Annotated in this window: 19 protein-coding genes; 3 read left to right on the forward strand and 16 right to left on the reverse strand. The window is 69.3% G+C overall.

Going from position 1 to position 16,211, the window contains the following annotated elements:
• Positions 1–10: 10 nt before the first annotated feature.
• Positions 11–1,480 (reverse strand): hypothetical protein, encoded by a 1,470-nt coding sequence (locus OHN74_RS09405; RefSeq protein WP_327694069.1) that lies wholly within the window; start codon positions 1,478–1,480, stop codon positions 11–13.
• 482 nt (positions 1,481–1,962) lie between these two features.
• On the opposite strand from OHN74_RS09405, the gene OHN74_RS09410 reads away from it, so the two are divergent.
• Positions 1,963–3,792: an endonuclease/exonuclease/phosphatase family protein gene (locus OHN74_RS09410; protein WP_327694070.1), complete on the forward strand. Its 1,830-nt coding sequence runs from the start codon at positions 1,963–1,965 to the stop codon at positions 3,790–3,792.
• A gap of 36 nt (positions 3,793–3,828) precedes the next feature.
• Here OHN74_RS09410 and OHN74_RS09415 read toward each other — a convergent pair whose 3' ends face one another.
• The 5 genes from OHN74_RS09415 to OHN74_RS09435 form a co-directional block, all read right to left on the reverse strand.
• Positions 3,829–4,572: an SRPBCC family protein gene (locus tag OHN74_RS09415; protein ID WP_327694071.1), complete on the reverse strand. Its 744-nt coding sequence runs from the start codon at positions 4,570–4,572 to the stop codon at positions 3,829–3,831.
• 17 nt (positions 4,573–4,589) lie between these two features.
• The gene (locus OHN74_RS09420) at positions 4,590–5,189 is read right to left on the reverse strand and encodes an ArsR/SmtB family transcription factor (RefSeq protein ID WP_327694072.1); all 600 of its coding nucleotides are present in this window, start codon (positions 5,187–5,189) and stop codon (positions 4,590–4,592) included.
• A 102-nt stretch (positions 5,190–5,291) separates the two neighbouring features.
• Entirely contained in the window at positions 5,292–5,996 is a 705-nt protein-coding gene (locus tag OHN74_RS09425; protein WP_327694073.1) for an antibiotic biosynthesis monooxygenase, read from the reverse strand.
• A 92-nt stretch (positions 5,997–6,088) separates the two neighbouring features.
• Positions 6,089–6,784, reverse strand: coding sequence for a hypothetical protein (locus tag OHN74_RS09430; protein WP_327694074.1), 696 nt, complete (start codon positions 6,782–6,784; stop codon positions 6,089–6,091).
• Entirely contained in the window at positions 6,781–6,912 is a 132-nt protein-coding gene (locus tag OHN74_RS09435) for a hypothetical protein (RefSeq protein ID WP_327694075.1), read from the reverse strand. The genes OHN74_RS09430 and OHN74_RS09435 overlap by 4 nt, the downstream gene beginning before the upstream one ends.
• A gap of 174 nt (positions 6,913–7,086) precedes the next feature.
• Between OHN74_RS09435 and dapA the strand changes: the two genes are divergently transcribed.
• The gene (dapA, locus tag OHN74_RS09440) at positions 7,087–7,989 is read left to right on the forward strand and encodes a 4-hydroxy-tetrahydrodipicolinate synthase (RefSeq protein WP_327694076.1); all 903 of its coding nucleotides are present in this window, start codon (positions 7,087–7,089) and stop codon (positions 7,987–7,989) included.
• Between the two features lie 62 nt (positions 7,990–8,051).
• Here dapA and OHN74_RS09445 read toward each other — a convergent pair whose 3' ends face one another.
• From OHN74_RS09445 to OHN74_RS09460, 4 genes are all read right to left on the reverse strand, one after another.
• Positions 8,052–8,276, reverse strand: coding sequence for a hypothetical protein (locus OHN74_RS09445; RefSeq protein WP_327694077.1), 225 nt, complete (start codon positions 8,274–8,276; stop codon positions 8,052–8,054).
• Positions 8,277–8,429: 153 nt separating this feature from the next.
• Positions 8,430–9,419: a 2,3,4,5-tetrahydropyridine-2,6-dicarboxylate N-succinyltransferase gene (gene dapD / locus OHN74_RS09450; RefSeq protein ID WP_327694078.1), complete on the reverse strand. Its 990-nt coding sequence runs from the start codon at positions 9,417–9,419 to the stop codon at positions 8,430–8,432.
• A 371-nt stretch (positions 9,420–9,790) separates the two neighbouring features.
• A complete protein-coding gene (locus OHN74_RS09455; RefSeq protein WP_327694079.1) occupies positions 9,791–10,330 on the reverse strand; it encodes a TetR/AcrR family transcriptional regulator in 540 nt (179 codons plus the stop codon).
• Entirely contained in the window at positions 10,330–10,650 is a 321-nt protein-coding gene (locus OHN74_RS09460; protein WP_327694080.1) for a DMT family transporter, read from the reverse strand. Before OHN74_RS09460 ends, OHN74_RS09455 begins: the two co-directional genes overlap by 1 nt.
• Positions 10,651–10,862: 212 nt before the next feature.
• Here OHN74_RS09460 and OHN74_RS09465 point away from each other — a divergent pair, with 212 nt between their 5' ends.
• On the forward strand, positions 10,863–11,726 hold the full coding sequence (locus OHN74_RS09465; RefSeq protein ID WP_327694081.1) for an AbfB domain-containing protein: 864 nt from the start codon (positions 10,863–10,865) through the stop codon (positions 11,724–11,726).
• Between the two features lie 72 nt (positions 11,727–11,798).
• On the opposite strand, the gene OHN74_RS09470 is transcribed toward OHN74_RS09465, so the two are convergent.
• Genes OHN74_RS09470 through sufD form a run of 6 tightly spaced genes read right to left on the reverse strand, consistent with a single transcriptional unit; the run spans position 11,799 to position 16,155 of the window.
• Complete coding sequence (locus OHN74_RS09470; protein WP_053741509.1) at positions 11,799–12,131, reverse strand: metal-sulfur cluster assembly factor; 333 nt, start codon at positions 12,129–12,131, stop codon at positions 11,799–11,801.
• Entirely contained in the window at positions 12,128–12,595 is a 468-nt protein-coding gene (gene sufU, locus OHN74_RS09475; RefSeq protein ID WP_327694082.1) for a Fe-S cluster assembly sulfur transfer protein SufU, read from the reverse strand. The genes OHN74_RS09470 and sufU overlap by 4 nt, the downstream gene beginning before the upstream one ends.
• 15 nt (positions 12,596–12,610) lie before the next feature.
• A complete protein-coding gene (locus OHN74_RS09480) occupies positions 12,611–13,867 on the reverse strand; it encodes a cysteine desulfurase (protein WP_327694083.1) in 1,257 nt (418 codons plus the stop codon).
• On the reverse strand, positions 13,864–14,631 hold the full coding sequence (gene sufC / locus OHN74_RS09485) for a Fe-S cluster assembly ATPase SufC (protein WP_327694084.1): 768 nt from the start codon (positions 14,629–14,631) through the stop codon (positions 13,864–13,866). The genes OHN74_RS09480 and sufC overlap by 4 nt, the downstream gene beginning before the upstream one ends.
• 7 nt (positions 14,632–14,638) lie before the next feature.
• Entirely contained in the window at positions 14,639–14,968 is a 330-nt protein-coding gene (locus OHN74_RS09490) for a non-heme iron oxygenase ferredoxin subunit (RefSeq protein ID WP_055524031.1), read from the reverse strand.
• The gene (gene sufD / locus OHN74_RS09495; RefSeq protein ID WP_327694085.1) at positions 14,968–16,155 is read right to left on the reverse strand and encodes a Fe-S cluster assembly protein SufD; all 1,188 of its coding nucleotides are present in this window, start codon (positions 16,153–16,155) and stop codon (positions 14,968–14,970) included. The genes OHN74_RS09490 and sufD overlap by 1 nt, the downstream gene beginning before the upstream one ends.
• Positions 16,156–16,211 lie beyond the last annotated feature (56 nt).

Below are 16,211 nucleotides of genomic sequence, written 5' to 3' on the forward strand. Positions count from 1 at the left end.
CCGCACCCGCTCAGCCCAGCTGCTGCGACCTCGCCTTGAACGCCGCCTTCCGCGCCTCCTTGGCCACCCGCTTGTCCGGATGCAGCCGCCCCATCGCCTCCAGCACATCCGCCGTCGCCGGGTGCTCGACGCGCCAGGCCGCCTCGAAGAACGCCCCGTGCTGCTGCGCCAGCCCCTCCACCAGCCCGCGCAGCTCCGCCGAGTTGCCCTCGGCCGCCAGCTGCGCGGCCACCGTGTCGATGGTCAGCCAGAACACCATCGCCTCGGACGGGGCCGGCACGTCCGGCGCGCCGTACTCACTGAGCCAGACGCGGGCGAGGCCGCCGAGTTCGGCGTCGTCGAGGACCTCGCGCAGCGCGGGCTCGGCCTCGCCGCCGACGAGGGACAGGGCCTGTTGGCAGTGCAGCCGTCGCAGTGGTGCTCCGGCGTCGCCGCCCCGGGCCGCCGCGAGCAACTCCCTTGCGGCGGCGAGGGGTTCGCGGCGCGTCAGCCACTGTTCGGTCTCGGCCCGCGCTGCCGTGGCGGGAAAGGCCGCCGTGCCGTCGAGCAGCGCGTCCGCGCCCTTCTCGGCGAGGTCTCCGACGGCGGGCGCCTCGAAGCCCGACTCCAGCAGCCGCGCCCGTACGCCGTACAGGCCGAGCGGGGTGAGCCGCACCATGCCGTAGCGGGAGACGTCGGTCTCGTCGCCCGCCGTCGCCCCCTCGGCGGTGTCGTCGATGTCCGCCATCAGCGCCTCGTCGACGGGCCGGTATGCGACGAGCCCGACGGGTTCGAGCAGCCTGAACTGGTCGTCGAGGCGCATCATCATGTCCGAGACCTGCTCCAGGACGTCATTGGTGGGCTCGCCCATGTCGCTCGGTACGACCATGGACGCGGCCAGCGCCGGCAGCGGCACCGGGACGTCGGCGGGGCCGCCCTCGCTGACGCTCAGCAGGTACAGGTTGGCGAGCACACCGTCGAGGAAGTCGGCCTCCGCGTCGGGGTCCCAGTCCAGCCGGGAGAAGTCGACCTCGCCGCCCTCGCCCATGGCGTCGACGAGATCGTCGAGGTCGGGCACGCTCGCGTCGGCGAGGACGGTCTCCAGCGCCCCGAGCCACACCCCGAGCACCTCGTGAGGCGACCCGGAGGTGAGCAGCGCCAGGTCCTCGCCCACCGTGACGGTGCCCTCGTCCTCGTCGACGACCTCGATGAGCCCGGCGTCCACGGCGACCCGCCAGGCCTCACTGGCACTGGCGAGCGCGTCCTCGACACTCACGTCACCCACGTCGACCGCGCCCTCGCCGCCGATCAGCCCAAGCTCCTGAGCCGCCGCCGGGAGCTGCTCCTCGACGAGTACGCCGCCGGTCTCGACCCGGGTGTCCGGTCCGGCCCAGCGGGCGAGGCGCACGGCGCGGGAGACCAGCGGGGCGGCGAGCGCGTCCCGCGCCAGTTCCGCTTCGGAGTGCAGTCGCACCGGCGGCAGGGGGGAGCTGTCTGACATCGGCTGTTTTCTCCTCAGGCGCCCGAATGGCCGTACGGCGGCACCCGGTAAGCGTCCGGAGTCCGACGACGGCGTCTGACGACCGTACGACGTTGCGTTGAAGGCCGTACGACTCAGCCGCTCAGCCTAGACGGATTTGGCACCATGCCGCCCGGTTCATGTACCTGTCAGGGCTGCTAGATGGCTGAAACCTTGACAAGTGGCCTGACCAGGCAGGAGATTGACGCGCGTAGAAGTGGAGAGGGTGCCGATTCACCGCACCCTCTTGCCTTCCACCGTGCCCCATCATGTTCACTGTTCTCCCAAGCCGGGCGTTCACTGCCGATCGCCTGGTGCCGAACCTTCGGCACGGAGCCTTCCGTACCGAGTGTTCACCGGATGTCTACGCGCGTCGCCAGCCGCCCAGCAGGTCGCGTTCCCCCCACTGCACCACCCTTGTCACTTTCGTCCCGGCACCCACGTTTGTCCCCGGAGGGATCCCGTTGCCGAGCAAGTCTTCTGCGCGTCTTGCCGCGCTCACTGTCGCCGCTGTCTGCTCCACGGTCGCCACCATGGTCGTGGTCCCGTCGGCCGCACACGCCGACACCGTGCACATTCATGACATCCAGGGCACCACGCGCCTCTCCCCGCTCGCGGGCCAGAAGGTCACGGACGTGGCGGGAATCGTCACCGGCGTCCGTACCTACGGTTCGTCGCGCGGTTTCTGGATCCAGGACACGGCCCCTGACGCCGACCCGGCCACCAGCGAGGGCGTCTTCGTCTTCACCAGTTCCAAGCCGACCGTCGCCGTCGGCGACTCGGTCACCGTCACCGGCACGGTCTCGGAGTTCGTGCCCGGCGGTGTCTCGACCGGCAACCAGGCGGTGACGGAGATCGTCAAGCCGACGGTCACCGTCGTCTCCAGCGGCAACGCGGTCCCGGCCCCGGTCGTCGTCGACGCCCGGTCCGTACCGGCCGCGTACACCCCGGCCGGCGACACCGCCGCGAGCGGCTCGGTGAACGCGCTGACGCTGCGGCCCAAGAAGTACGCCCTGGACTACTACGAGTCCCTGGAGGGCATGAACGTCCAGGTCAAGAACGCCCGCGTGGTCACCGCCACCGACCCGTACACCGAGCTGTGGGTCACGGTGAAGCCGGACGAGAACGACAACCGGCGCGGCGGCACGGTCTACGGCGCGTACACCTCGCAGAACACCGGCCGACTCCAGATCCAGTCCCTGGGCGCGGTCGCCGACTTCCCGACCGCGAACGTCGGCGACAGCCTCAAGGGCGCCACGACCGGCCCGCTGGACTACAACCAGTTCGGTGGCTACACGCTCGTCGCCAACGAGATCGGCACCCTCAAGCAGGGCGGCCTGAAGCGCGAGACGACCCGCAAGCAGTCGCGGAACGAGCTCGCGGTGGCGACGTACAACGTCGAGAACCTCGACCCGTCGGACGGCTCCTTCGCCGCGCACGCCGCCGCGATCGTGAACAACCTGCAGTCGCCCGACATCCTGTCCCTGGAGGAGATCCAGGACAACAACGGCGCGACGAAGGACGGTACGGTCGCCGCCGACCAGACGGTCAAGAAGCTGATCGACGCGATCGTCGCGGCGGGCGGCCCGGCGTACGACTGGCGCTCCATCGACCCGGTGGACCTCGCGGACGGCGGCGAGCCCGGCGGCAACATCCGTCAGGTGTTCCTGTTCAACCCGGCGCGGGTCTCCTTCACCGACCGGCCCGGCGGCGACGCCACGACCGCCACCGGTGTCACCAAGGACCACGGCAAGGCGGCCCTGACCCTCTCGCCGGGCCGAATAGACCCGGCCAACGCGGCCTGGACGAACAGCCGCAAGCCGCTCGCGGGCGAGTTCGTCTTCCGCGGCAAGACCGTCATCCTGATCGCCAACCACTTCTCCTCGAAGGGCGGCGACCAGGGCCTCACCTCGCAGTTCCAGCCGCCGACGCGCAGCTCGGAGACCCAGCGTCACCTCCAGGCGACCGCGGTGAACACGTTCGTCAAGGACATCCTGAAGGTCCAGAAGAACGCGGACGTGATCACGCTCGGCGACATCAACGACTTCGAGTTCTCCGACACCGCCAAGCTGCTGGAGGACGGCGGCGCGCTGTGGTCGGCGATCAAGTCGCTGCCGAAGAGCGAGCGTTACACCTACGACTACCAGGGCAACAGCCAGGTCCTGGACCAGATCCTGGTCAGCCCGTCGATCAGCCGCGGCTGCGACTTCGACTACGACTCCGTGCACATCAACTCGGAGTTCAACGACCAGATCAGCGACCACGACCCGCAGGTGCTGCGGTTCCAGCCGTGACCAGCCGTAACTCCCGGCGGTAGTACGGAGCTTGTCTCAGGACTGGCTGAACACACCGTTCAGCCAGTCCTGCCAGGCGGCCTCGCACTCCTTGATCTCGCCGCTCTCGGCACCCGGCGTGAAGTCGTGCAGGGAGATGCCCACCGGGTAGCCCCAGTGGTTCCGCCCGAAGAAGCGGGTGAGTCCCCGGTCCGTGCGCAGCCCGATGAAGTAGGGGTTGCGGAAGTCGACCACGGCCTCGAACACATCCGGCCCCCGGACGGTCACCCGCGCACCGGCGGCCACGTCCTCCCCGAGCCCGAGCGCCCGCGCGACGACGGCGAGGGCGTCAGGAGTCCTGGAGCCCTCGGGCCCGTCGAAGGTGGCGAAGGCGACCGGCCGGGGCGCGAAATGGACGAGATACTCGCGCAGGGTGTGCAGATAGAAGTCGGTGTGCTTGGCGGCGCCGTCGTACTGGTTGTCCCAGTCGTCGACGAAGATCCCGCTGTGCACGTAACGCACCCAGGCCCGTCGGCCCTCGTCACGCGGCTCGACGGTGTAGTCGAGCTGGTTGAGGGTCTGTTCGGAGATGCCCTCGACGTCCTCGACGCGGTTGGTGTAGCGGTGCGGCGGGTCCCAGGCGGTGACCTCGGACCCGAAGGGCCCCTTGCCACCGACCCGTGGCTCCGGCGGCTCCATCGGCCACAGATATCCACCGGTCCCGGTGGTGATCGCCGCCCACACCTCCTCGGGCGTGGCGTCGACCTCGAACTCACGGGCGATCTCGAATTCCTTGGGCATGGCGGGCTCCTTGCCGTTCACGGTGCCAACTCGGTCTGCTTGAGGGTGGGATGGACGGCCACGACGATCCGGTGGTCGCGGCCGGTGTCGGCGTCCGGCGAGTCGTACTTGCGCACCAGCGCGGCGACTCCCGCCGTCAACTCCTCGATGAACGCGGCCCGTTCGGCCGCCGAGGCGAAGCGCACCTCGCCGTCCAGCGCGTACGTGGCGAGCCCTTTGCGGGCCTTCGTCGCGCCGGTGATCAGTGCCCCGACGTCCCGCACCAGCCGTGCCCCGACCGCCAGCAGCCAGCGCGCGGAGAGCTGGTCCCTGAAACGGTCGGGATCGGGCTGCACTGCGGCCAGGGCGAGCGGCGAGATGACGTACGACGCGGCGGTCGCCCGCATCAGCCGCTCGGTGACATTGCCCTTGCGGCGCTCCCCGGCAAGCTCGACCAGTCCGTGCCGCTCCAGCGCCTTGAGGTGGTAGTTCACCTTCTGCCGCGGCAGTCCGACCTTGCCGGCCAGCATGGCCGCCGACGCGGGTCCGGCGGCCAGCTCGGCGAGCAGCCGGCCCCTTATGGGGTCCAGCGAGACGGCGGCGGCCGCCGGGTCCTCGATCACGGTGACGTCCAGCATGGCTCCACCGTCTCACCGAACACTTTTTTTGTCCAGGGGAGAAAAGTCTTCGGTGAGACCTCGGCGAGACAGGCTCATTCGGGCCGGATCGTCCAGGCAGGCTCATTCGGGGACGAGCCCCAGGACGTACGAGTACCGACTGCCCGTCACCGACTTCACCGCGGGATGCGTCCGCACGCGCTCCCACAGCGCGCCGACCACCTCGGCGCCCTCCCCCGGGTCGGCGACGGCCACCTCGTAGGACTCCGGGCTCTCCCACTCCGCGTAGTTCAGGACATGGGTGCCGTCCTGGCTCAGATGGAAGTGGGCCGAGATGAGCCCGCGGTCGCTCTCCAGCGACTCGGCGAGGGCACCGAGCACCAGGTCGACCCACTCGCGCCGCCGCTCCGCGGCTCCTTCCTCGAAGTCGATCCGGACGGTCACGACGAGCCCGGGAACGCGCACGTCCCCGGTGGCCCGCTCCTGGCTGCGGTACCGCCGGTACCGGTCGAGAGCGACCCGCTCGATCCCCGGCACGGCGGTGTCGATCTCGTCGACGCGCTCCTGCCGCTGGGTCTTGAGAAAGGCCTCGTAGTCCTGCTCGCGGGCCCACTGGGAGTGGTGGAGCAGAGTGGTCCCGTCATGACCGGCGTAGACGAAGTAACCGAGCCCTCCCCGCACCGGCCAGGCCCGGCGCTCCCAGGTCGCGGCGATCGCGTCGACCGTCTCCCGCTGCCGCTCGGGTGTACCGACCCGCCAGGTACTGAAGAAGGGCGCTTCGACGTCCGGGCGGGTGAGGTCGGGGTATGCGTCGGTACGACGGGTCATGGCAGCCTCCGTTGATCGGCATCGATGCTCACGCCGACCAGCCTCCGACCTCGACCAAGGTTGAGGTCAAGCTCTGCTGGAGACCAACTCCCCTACCCCTTGAGCCCGTTGCCCGGGCCTCGCTCGTCCAGTCGCGCCAACTGACCCTGGAACCAGTCGAGCCGGGCCTGCAACAGGGCGGCCTCGGCGACGAGTTCGGGCACCCCCAGCCCCTCGGCCACGCCCGGGAGATCGCCGACCGAAGTGGCGCCGCCGCTCCCCGCCACGACCCGCAGCCCGTCCCCGGCCAGCCGCGCGAACCCCGCGAGCGACACGGACGTACGCCCTCGTACGCAGCCCGCGCACGCGGCGGCCAGACCGCGCCACCCGGGCCTTCCCCAGCCCGCGTCGGCGAGCACGGCGGCGACCGCACCGCAGGCACAGGGCCCGACGGTCGCGACGCGCACCCGCTGCCGGGCGTAGCGGAAGCCGAGCTCGAAGCGGATGTAGGCACCGAGGACGGTGACGTCGAGCAGCACGGCCGACCGGTGCTCGGCGGTGCACAGCAACCCCTCGGCTGTCGCCCGGTCGTGCACACAGTGGAAACCGCAGTCGCAGCGGCGGTTCGGCGCACGGTGTCGCAGACCGTAGACGCAGGACGCGTCGGCGAGCACCCCGTACGGCAGCGCGCCGCCCAGCGACACCCCGGTGAACCCGGCCCGGGTGCCGTCCTGGGACAGCACCGGGTGGGCGATCTTGTATCCGGTCGGCGGCTCCGCCGGACGTTCCTCGGGGAGCCGCAGCCTCATCGGGCGACCGGAGTCTCTTCGACGGATGCCTCCAACTCATCGACTTCTTCGGGGAGTTGGAGTTCCTCCTCACGGACGGGGACCTGTTCCTCCGCGACACCGGTGGCGAGTGCCTTGCCGAGCCTCATGACGCCTCCCATGACCTGCTGTTCGGTGACCGTCCCACCCATGGTGACCCATGGAGCCCCGAGTTGGCACCAGCGCCTCCCGCTTTCCGACCCCCCAAACCGAAAGCATTGCTTACGAATACCAGGTACAAGATTTAAGTGGAGCTTCATGAACTCCTTGCCGAGACTGTTCGCATGACAACACCACCCGTGCCGTCCGCTCCCCCCTTCGGCCGCGCCCTGTGTGCGATGGTCACCCCCTTCACCGCAGAGGGCGCCCTGGACCTCGACGGCGCCCAGCGGCTCGCCGGCCGGCTGGTGACCGGCGGCTGCGACGGCCTCGTCCTCTCCGGCACGACGGGCGAGTCCCCGACCACGACGGACGCGGAGAAGTCGGCACTGGTACGGGCGGTGCGGGAGGCGGTCGGTGCGGGAGTGTCGATCCTGGCGGGCATCGGCACCGCGGACACCCTGCACTCCGTCGAACTGGCGCGGGCCGCCGAAAAGGCGGGCGCGGACGCCCTGTTGGCGGTCGCCCCCTACTACAGCCGCCCCCCGCAGGACGCGATCGAGGCCCACTTCCGGGAACTGGCGGACGCCTCCTCGCTGCCCCTCGCCCTGTACGACATCCCGGGCCGCACCGGTGTCCGCATCGAGCCGGAGACGATGATCCGCCTCGCCGGCCACCCGAGGATCGTCGCCGTGAAGGACTGCGCGTACGACCTGATGGGCACCCAGAAGGTGTTGTCCCGGACCGACTTGGCGTTCTACACGGGCTGCGACGAGTACGTGCTGGCGCTGTACGCACTGGGCGGCGCCGGATACATCAGCACCGTGGCCAATGTGATCCCCCGTCACTTCCGGTCGGTCATCGACACGTTCGACGCGGGCGACACGGCCGAGGCCGCCCGGCTCCAGCAACGGGCGCTTCCGCTCACCGAGTTGATGACGGCGTCGGGACTGCCGGGCGCGGTGACGGCCAAGGCCCTGCTCGGGCGACTGGACCTGCCCTCGGGCCCGGTACGAGCGCCACTACGTCCGGCCGAGCGAAGGACGACGGACCAACTACTGACGGCGTACGAGGAGTTGACCGCATAGAGTCCGGCGGCGGGGGAGGGGCGAGGTCCGTTTCGGACCTCGCCCCTCCCCAGAGCCATGGATCATTCCCAGCGATACCCGTCGCCCAACAGCAGGAAGTGCTCCAGCACGTCCTCCATCGGGTCGTCGATCTGACCGACGTTGACGAGCCCGATCTTGGGACCGTTGTGCGAGTTCGTGTTGTACTCGTCCGCGCACGCCGTCCCCGCGGGGAGCCCGCAGACCACGGCCGCGGTGGCCGCCCCCGTCAGCCAGCGCGCAGCGATCCTCGCCCGCTCGTTCGTCATGAGCTCCGCCCCTCGTCCTGCTTCGACATCTGATCGTCGGACACTGTGTCCACCCGTTCATCTGCCTGAAGCCGGACGAGGTCACGCGGAGTAACCCGTACGTGATCTTGGGACGTTGCCGTGCGTACCCGTACGGGTACCGATACGGCTACGTCAGTTGTGGCTGTGCAGGACCTCGTTCAGCCCGCCCCAGACCGCGTTGTTCGGGCGGGCCTCGACCCTGCCCGTGACGGAGTTGCGGCGGAAGAGGATGTTGGAGGCACCGGAGAGTTCGCGGGCCTTGACGATCTGTCCGTCGGGCATGGTGACGAGGGTGCCGGCGGTGACGTACAGCCCGGCCTCGACCACGCACTCGTCGCCGAGCGCGATGCCCACACCGGCCTCGGCGCCGACCAGGCAGCGCTCGCCGATGGTGATACGGACCTGGCCGCCACCGGACAGCGTGCCCATCGTGGAGGCACCGCCACCGATGTCGGACCCGTCGCCGACCACGACGCCGGCGGAGATGCGGCCCTCGACCATCGACGTTCCGAGCGTGCCCGCGTTGAAGTTGACGAAGCCCTCGTGCATGACGGTCGTTCCCTCGGCGAGGTGTGCGCCGAGGCGTACCCGGTCGGCGTCGGCGATGCGGACGCCCTTGGGGGCCACGTAGTCGGTCATCCGGGGGAACTTGTCGATGGACGTGACCTGGAGGTACAGGCCCTCGGCGCGGGCGTTGAGCCGCACCTTCTCGACGTCGTCCACGGCGACCGGCCCGAGCGAGGTCCAGGCGACGTTGGCGAGGTGGGCGAACATGCCGTCCAGGGACTGCCCGTGGGGCTGCACGAGCCGGTGCGAGAGCAGGTGGAGGCGGAGGTAGACGTCGTGCGCGTCGAGCGGCTTGTCGTCGAGGGAAGCGATGACCGTGCGGACCGCGACCACCTCGACACCCCGGCGCGCGTCCGGCCCGACGGCTTTCGCCGCACCCTCGCCGAGCGCCTCGACGGCCCGCTCGACGGACAGCCGCTCGGTTCCGGCGGGGCCGGGCTCGGCGGACAGTTCGGGGGCGGGGAACCAGGTGTCGAGAACGGTGCCGTCAGCGGCGACGGTGGCGAACCCGGCGGCCACGGCGCCGGTGGTGCGGGGAGCAGTCGTGTCGGTCATGGAGAAAACCTAACTTGAGGGAGCCCGCCCGGGCGAACCGCTACGGACCGGATCTCAAGGACCGGTCACAGGGCTGACCTGAGTTCGAGGACAAGGCAGCACCCCTCAGCGCCGGCCCGCATTTCCAGCCCGTCCGGCCGTTGAGAACAAGGCAGCGTCCCTCAGCACCGGCCCGCATTTCCAGCCCGTCCGGCCGTTGAGAACAAGGCAGCGTCCCTCAGCACCGGCCCGCATTTCCAGCCCGTCCGGCGCTTGAGGACAAGGCCCGTTCAGGGCCGGTGGGGGGTCTGGGGGCGCAGCCCCCAGTGGGGGTCCCCCTCTGGGGGAGGGATGGGACGGGTAGGGGCGGCGGGGGCGAGAAAACTCCCCCCTCACCCCCGCAGCACCCGCCCGAACACCTCCCGAGCAAACCCCTCGTCATAAGCACCGCCGGTAAGCAGCACCTGCAGACAGATCCCGTCCATCACCGCCACCAACGCCCGGGCCGTCACCGCGTCCGTCCGCCCGCCCAGCAACTCCACGACCCCCTCCGCCCACTCGGCCGCCACGGGCCGCAACGCCGGCCTCCGAAGCGCCGCCAAGTACAACTCGCACTCCAGCTCGACCCCCGCCCGGTCCCCCGAGAGCCACTCCCCCAACAGCCCGGCGAGTTCCCCCGCCGGATCGAGCCGGTCGTCCCGCAGCCCACCCCGCGCGGCCACCACCTTCGCGAACCCCTCGTTCGCCTGCCGCAGCGCGGCGACGAGAAGCTCGTCAAGGGTGCTGAAGTGATACGTCGTGGACCCCAGCGGCACATCCGCCTCCGCGGCCACCGACCGATGACTCAGCCCGGCGATCCCCTTCTCCCCCACCACCCGGATCGCCGCGTCGATGATCCGCTGGCGCCGCTCGGGGTCGTACCGCCGCACCATCAGTGCGCACCGCCCAGGTTGAGCACGACGACCCCGCCGATGATGAGCACGATTCCCGCGACCTTGGTCACACTCATGCCCTCCCCGAGGAACACCGCCCCGATCGTCGCGACGGCCGCCGTGCCGATCCCCGACCAGATCGCATACGCCGTACCGACGGACACGGTCTTCAGCGTCTGCGCGAGCAGCACGAACGCGACGGCATACCCCAGACCGGTCAGCACGGAGGGCCACAACCTGCTGAAACCGTCGCTGTACTTCATCGCGGTCGTGGCGCCCACCTCGGCGGCGATGGCTCCGACCAACAACACATATCCCATGTGTACGAGTGTACGCATTGATGTGTACGGTCGTACACAGTACCTGCCCAAATCCACCCGCACTCCGCACCACGCCACCAACTCCCCCGTCCTCCGGTCTCATTGAGGAAACAACCCTTCTCACGGCACTGGACGTCACCTAGCCTCGCGTCCATTACTGTTTCAACCACACGTTCACACGTTCGCCACAGGCGACGCCGGAGGAACAGCGCATGACAGAAGAAAAGCCCCGGCTCATCCCAACTCAACCGTGGGAGAACGGCTGGGCCCCGGACACCTCGCGTGTGCCCGGGACGCGGCGGCTCTGGATGGCGGGCACCCTGGCCCTGTCGGTCGTTGCCGCCTGTGTGACCGCGATCGTCATCACGGACCGGCAGGCCGAGGATCCGGTACCGGTGGCGAAGATACCCGCGCCTTCGCCCGGTTCGACGTACCCCGGGCTGCTCACCTTCGCCTCCCCGTCGGCGTCCGAAAGCGTGCCCCCGGGCGGAAAGAGCGGCCTGTCGTCGGCGCAGCCGACCACCTCGGCCGCCACGACTCCCGCCCCCGCTCCGGACGTCAAGGGCTCCGCCTCCGCTCCCGCCTCTCAGGCCCCCGGGAAGCCCGCCGCCTCCCCGTCCCCCAGCAAGTCCTCGGCCGCGCCCACGACGCCGGACCGCTCCTCCCTGAGGTCCGTCGAGTCGATCAACTACCCCGGCCGCTACTGGCACGTGTCAGGCGGTCTGGTGAGGCTCGATCCGGTCGGCGGCTCGGAGTCCCGCGAAGACTCCAGCTTCAGCCTGGTGCCGGGACTGTCCAACGGCTCCTGCTACTCGTTCAAGACGCACGACGGCAAGTACCTGCGCCACCGTGACTTCATCCTGCGCGCCGACCGCAACGACGGCTCCTCGCTGTTCAAGCAGGACGCCACCTTCTGCGCCGGGTACGCGGGGAATTCGGGCACCGTGATCCAGTCGGTCAACTACCCCAACTACGCACTGCGCCACAGGAACTTCCAGCTGCGCCTGGACCCGTACGGCTACAACACGACCAACCGGCAGGACTTCTCCTTCCGCGTGGTGGCCCCGCTGGCCTGAGACGCATGCGAAAGCGGCGGCACCCGAGCAGGGTGCCGCCGCTTTCGCATGCGGTGTTCGTTCGAGTGGCCCTCAGACGTTGAACCCGAGCGCCCGCAACTGGTCCCGTCCATCGTCCGTGATCTTGTCCGGGCCCCACGGCGGCATCCACACCCAGTTGATGCGCAGCTCGTTGACGATGCCGTCCGTGGCGGACTTGGCCTGGTCCTCGATGACGTCCGTGAGCGGGCAGGCCGCGGACGTCAGGGTCATGTCGATCGTCGCGATGTTCGCGTCGTCGATGTGGATGCCGTAGATCAGGCCCAGATTGACGACGTCGATGCCCAGTTCGGGGTCGACGACGTCGTACAGCGCCTCGCGGACCTCGTCCTCCGAGGCCGGCTTCATCTCAATGGTCTCGCTCATGCCGTCTTCCTTTCGGCGGCGTCCGAGCCCAGGGCCTGGGCCGTCGCATCCTTCCACGCCATCCAGCTGAGCAGCGCGCACTTCACCCGGGCCGGGTACTTGGAGACACCGGCGAACGCGACAGCGTCCTCCAGCACCTCCTCCATCTCGTCGTCCGGTTCGAGCTTGCCCTTGGACTGCATCAGCTCCAGGAAGGTCTCCTGGATCTTCTGCGCCTCGGACAGTTCCCTGCCGACCAGGAGCTCGTTCAGCACGGAGGCCGACGCCTGGCTGATCGAGCAGCCCTGGCCCTCGTACGAGACATCGCTGATCGTCGTGCCGTCGTACTTCACGCGCAGGGTGATCTCGTCGCCGCATGTCGGGTTGACGTGGTGCACCTCGGCGTCGCCATCCCGGAGACCGCGCCCGTGCGGGTGCTTGTAGTGGTCCAGGATGACTTCCTGGTACATCGAATCAAGCTTCACGACTCAGCCAGCTCCTCAGCCGAAGAAGTTCCGTACGTGCTCCAAGCCGTCGATCAAAGCATCGATCTCGGCCGGTGTGGAGTACAGATAGAACGACGCTCGCGTGGTCGCAGGAATTCCGTAGCGCAGGCAGACCGGCCGGGCGCAGTGGTGGCCGACACGGACCGCGATGCCCTGCTCGTCGAGGACCTGGCCCACGTCGTGCGGATGGATGTCCCCGAGCGTGAAGGAGATCGCCGCCCCCCGGTCCTCGGCCGTGGACGGGCCGATGATCCGCAGGTCGGGAACCTCGCCGAGCCGCTTCACCGCGTACTCGGTGAGCGCGTGCTCATGGGCGAGGATCTTGTCCATGCCGATCGCGGAGAGATAGTCGATCGCCGCACCGAGGCCGACCGCCTGCGCGATCGGCGGAGTGCCCGCCTCGAACTTGTGCGGGGCGGGAGCATACGTCGACGAGTGCATCGACACGGTCTCGATCATCTCGCCGCCGCCCAGGAACGGCGGGAGGTCCTCCAGCAGCTCCTGGCGGCCCCACAGCACCCCGATGCCCGTCGGGCCGCACATCTTGTGGCCGGTGAAGGCCACGAAGTCGGCCTGGAGGGCCTGTACGTCCAGCGGCATGTGCGGGGCGGCCTGCGAGGCGTCGATCAGGACCAGGGCCCCGACCTCCTGCGCGCGGCGCACGATCTTCTCGACCGGGTTGACCGTGCCCAGGATGTTGGAGACCAGCACGAAGGAGACGATCTTCGTCTTCTCGGTGATGACCTCGTCTATGTTCGAGAGGTCGAGCCGGCCGTCGTCCGTGAGGCCGAACCACTTCAGCTTCGCGCCCGTGCGCTGCGCGAGCAGCTGCCACGGCACGATGTTGGAGTGGTGCTCCATTTCCGTGATGACGATCTCGGTCTCGTGGTCGACCCGGTAGGGCTCGTCGGCCCAGCCGAGCATGTTGGCCACGAGGTTGAGCGACTCGGAGGCGTTCTTGGTGAAGATCACCTCGTCGCGGCTGGGCGCGTTGATGAACGCGGCGACCTTGTCGCGCGCGCCCTCGTACAGCGCCGTGGCCTCCTCCGCGAGCACATGGATGCCACGGTGCACGTTGGCGTTGTGCTGCTCGTAGTACTCGGAGAGAGTGTCGATCACCTGGCGGGGCGTCTGCGAGGTCGCCGCGTTGTCCAGGTAAACGAGCTTCTTGCCGTCGTGGATCACCCGGTCGAGGATCGGGAAGTCCTTACGGATCGCCTCTGTGTCGAGGAGGCCAGGCAGCTGGGTCACTCGGATACGCCACCCTTCACGTCGTACGACTCGTAGCCCTCGTTCTCCAGCTTGTCGGCGAGCTCGGGGCCACCCGACTCGACGATCCGGCCGGCCGAGAACACGTGGACGTGGTCGGGCTTGATGTAGCGCAGGATGCGTGTGTAGTGCGTGATCAGCAGGGTGCCGACCTCGCCGCTCTCGCGGACGCGGTTGACGCCCTCGGAGACGATGCGCAGGGCGTCGACGTCCAGACCGGAGTCGGTCTCGTCGAGGATCGCGATCTTCGGCTTGAGCAGCTCCAGCTGGAGGATCTCGTGGCGCTTCTTCTCACCGCCGGAGAAGCCCTCGTTGACGTTGCGCTCGGCGAAGGAGGGGTCCATGTTGAGGCGCTGCATGGCCTCCTTGACCTCCTTGACCCACAGGCGCAGCTTCGGCGCCTCACCGCGGATGGCGGTGGCGGACGTACGAAGGAAGTTGGAGACGGAGACGCCGGGGATCTCGACCGGGTACTGCATCGCCAGGAACAGGCCCGCGCGGGCACGCTCGTCGACGGACATCTCCAGGACGTCCTCGCCGTCGAGGGTGACGGTGCCACCGGTGATCGTGTACTTCGGGTGACCGGCGAGCGAGTAGGCGAGGGTCGACTTGCCGGAGCCGTTGGGGCCCATGATGGCGTGGGTCTCGCCCTGCTTCACGGTGAGGTCGACGCCCTTGAGGATCTCCTTCGTGGCGTTGTCGGCCTCGACGGTGACGTGCAGGTCGTGGATTTCAAGCGTTGCCATGGGTTCCTCAGGACTCCTGGGTGAGGGAGACGAGCACGTCGTCCCCTTCGATCTTTACGGGGTATACGGGGACGGGGCGCGTCGCGGGAAGGCCGGACGGCTTGCCGGTGCGGAGGTCGAAGCTGGAGCCGTGCAGCCAGCACTCGATCTGACAGTCCTCCACCTCGCCCTCGGAGAGCGAGACGTTCGCGTGCGAGCAGATGTCGTGGATCGCGAACACCTCGCCCTCGGTACGGACGACCGAGACCGGCGTGCCGTCGAGTTCCACCCGCTTGGGGGTGTCCTCGTCCAGCTCGCTCAGCCCACAGGCGCGTACGAACGTCGGGGAGGCAGTCATCAGACCGACGCCTCCAGCTCCTCGTCGATCTTCGTGAGGAGGCGCTGCTCGATGTCGTCGACACCGATCTGCTGGACCAGCTCGGCGAAGAAGCCGCGGACGACCAGTCGGCGGGCCTCGTCGGCCGGGATGCCGCGGGCCATCAGGTAGAACAGCTGCTCGTCGTCGAACCGCCCGGTGGCACTCGCGTGCCCGGCGCCGACGATCTCACCGGTCTCGATCTCGAGGTTCGGTACGGAGTCCACGCGGGCGCCGTCCGTGAGAACCAGGTTGCGGTTCAGCTCGTAGGTGTCGGTGCCCTCGGCCTTGGCCTCGATCAGCACGTCGCCGATCCACACCGCGTGGGCGCCCTCGCCCTGGAGCGCGCCCTTGTAGGCGACGTTCGACTTGCAGTGCGGGGTGTTGTGGTCGACCAGGAGGCGGTGCTCCTGGTGCTGGCCGGCGTCCGTGAAGTACAGGCCGAACAGCTCGGCCTCGCCACCGGGACCGGCGTAGGAGACGCGCGGGTGGAGGCGTACGAGGTCGCCGCCGAAGGTGACCACGAAGGACTTGAAGGTGGCGTCGCGGCCGATCAGCGCGCTGTGCTGGGCGACGTGCACGGCCTGGTCGTCCCAGTCCTGGATGGAGACGACGGTGAGCTTGGCGCCGTCGCCGAGGACGTACTCGACGTTGGCGGCGATCACGGCGTCACCGGTGTGGTCGATGATGACGACCGCTTCGGCGAAGGCGCCCAGCTCGATGAGCTGGTGGCCGTAGCGCACCCCGCCCTCGCCGTGCACGGCGACGCGGATCGGCTCGGTGAGGACCATCTCCTTGGGGACGGTGATCACACCGGCCGCCTCGAAGGAGCTGAACGCCTGGGCGGCGACGCGGTCCACGGGGGTGCCGGCCCGCCCGAGGCGCGCGTCGTCACGGCCGACGGCCTCGACGGTGACGCCTGCGGGTGCCTGGACGTCCACCTTCACGCCGGTGCCGGTGGCGACGGCGGTGCCGTCGTGCAGCCCGCGCAGGCGCTCCAGCGGGGTGAACCGCCACTCCTCCTCGCGGCCGTGGGGGACGGGGAAGTCCGCCACGTCGAAGGAGGGGGGCGCGCTCATGCGCGTGGCAACGGTCGACTCGGCCGCGGCAGCAACCGCGATCGAGCCGGCGGTGGTGCTGCCCACCGGAATATTCTGGGCCTCAGCCATGGCTGTCGGTCTGCTCTCTTTCCTGCGTAAGTGGCTTGATGGGACGGCGACCGGCG

It is taken from the genome of Streptomyces sp. NBC_00459 (assembly GCF_036013955.1).
Taxonomy (GTDB): Bacteria; Actinomycetota; Actinomycetes; order Streptomycetales; family Streptomycetaceae; genus Streptomyces.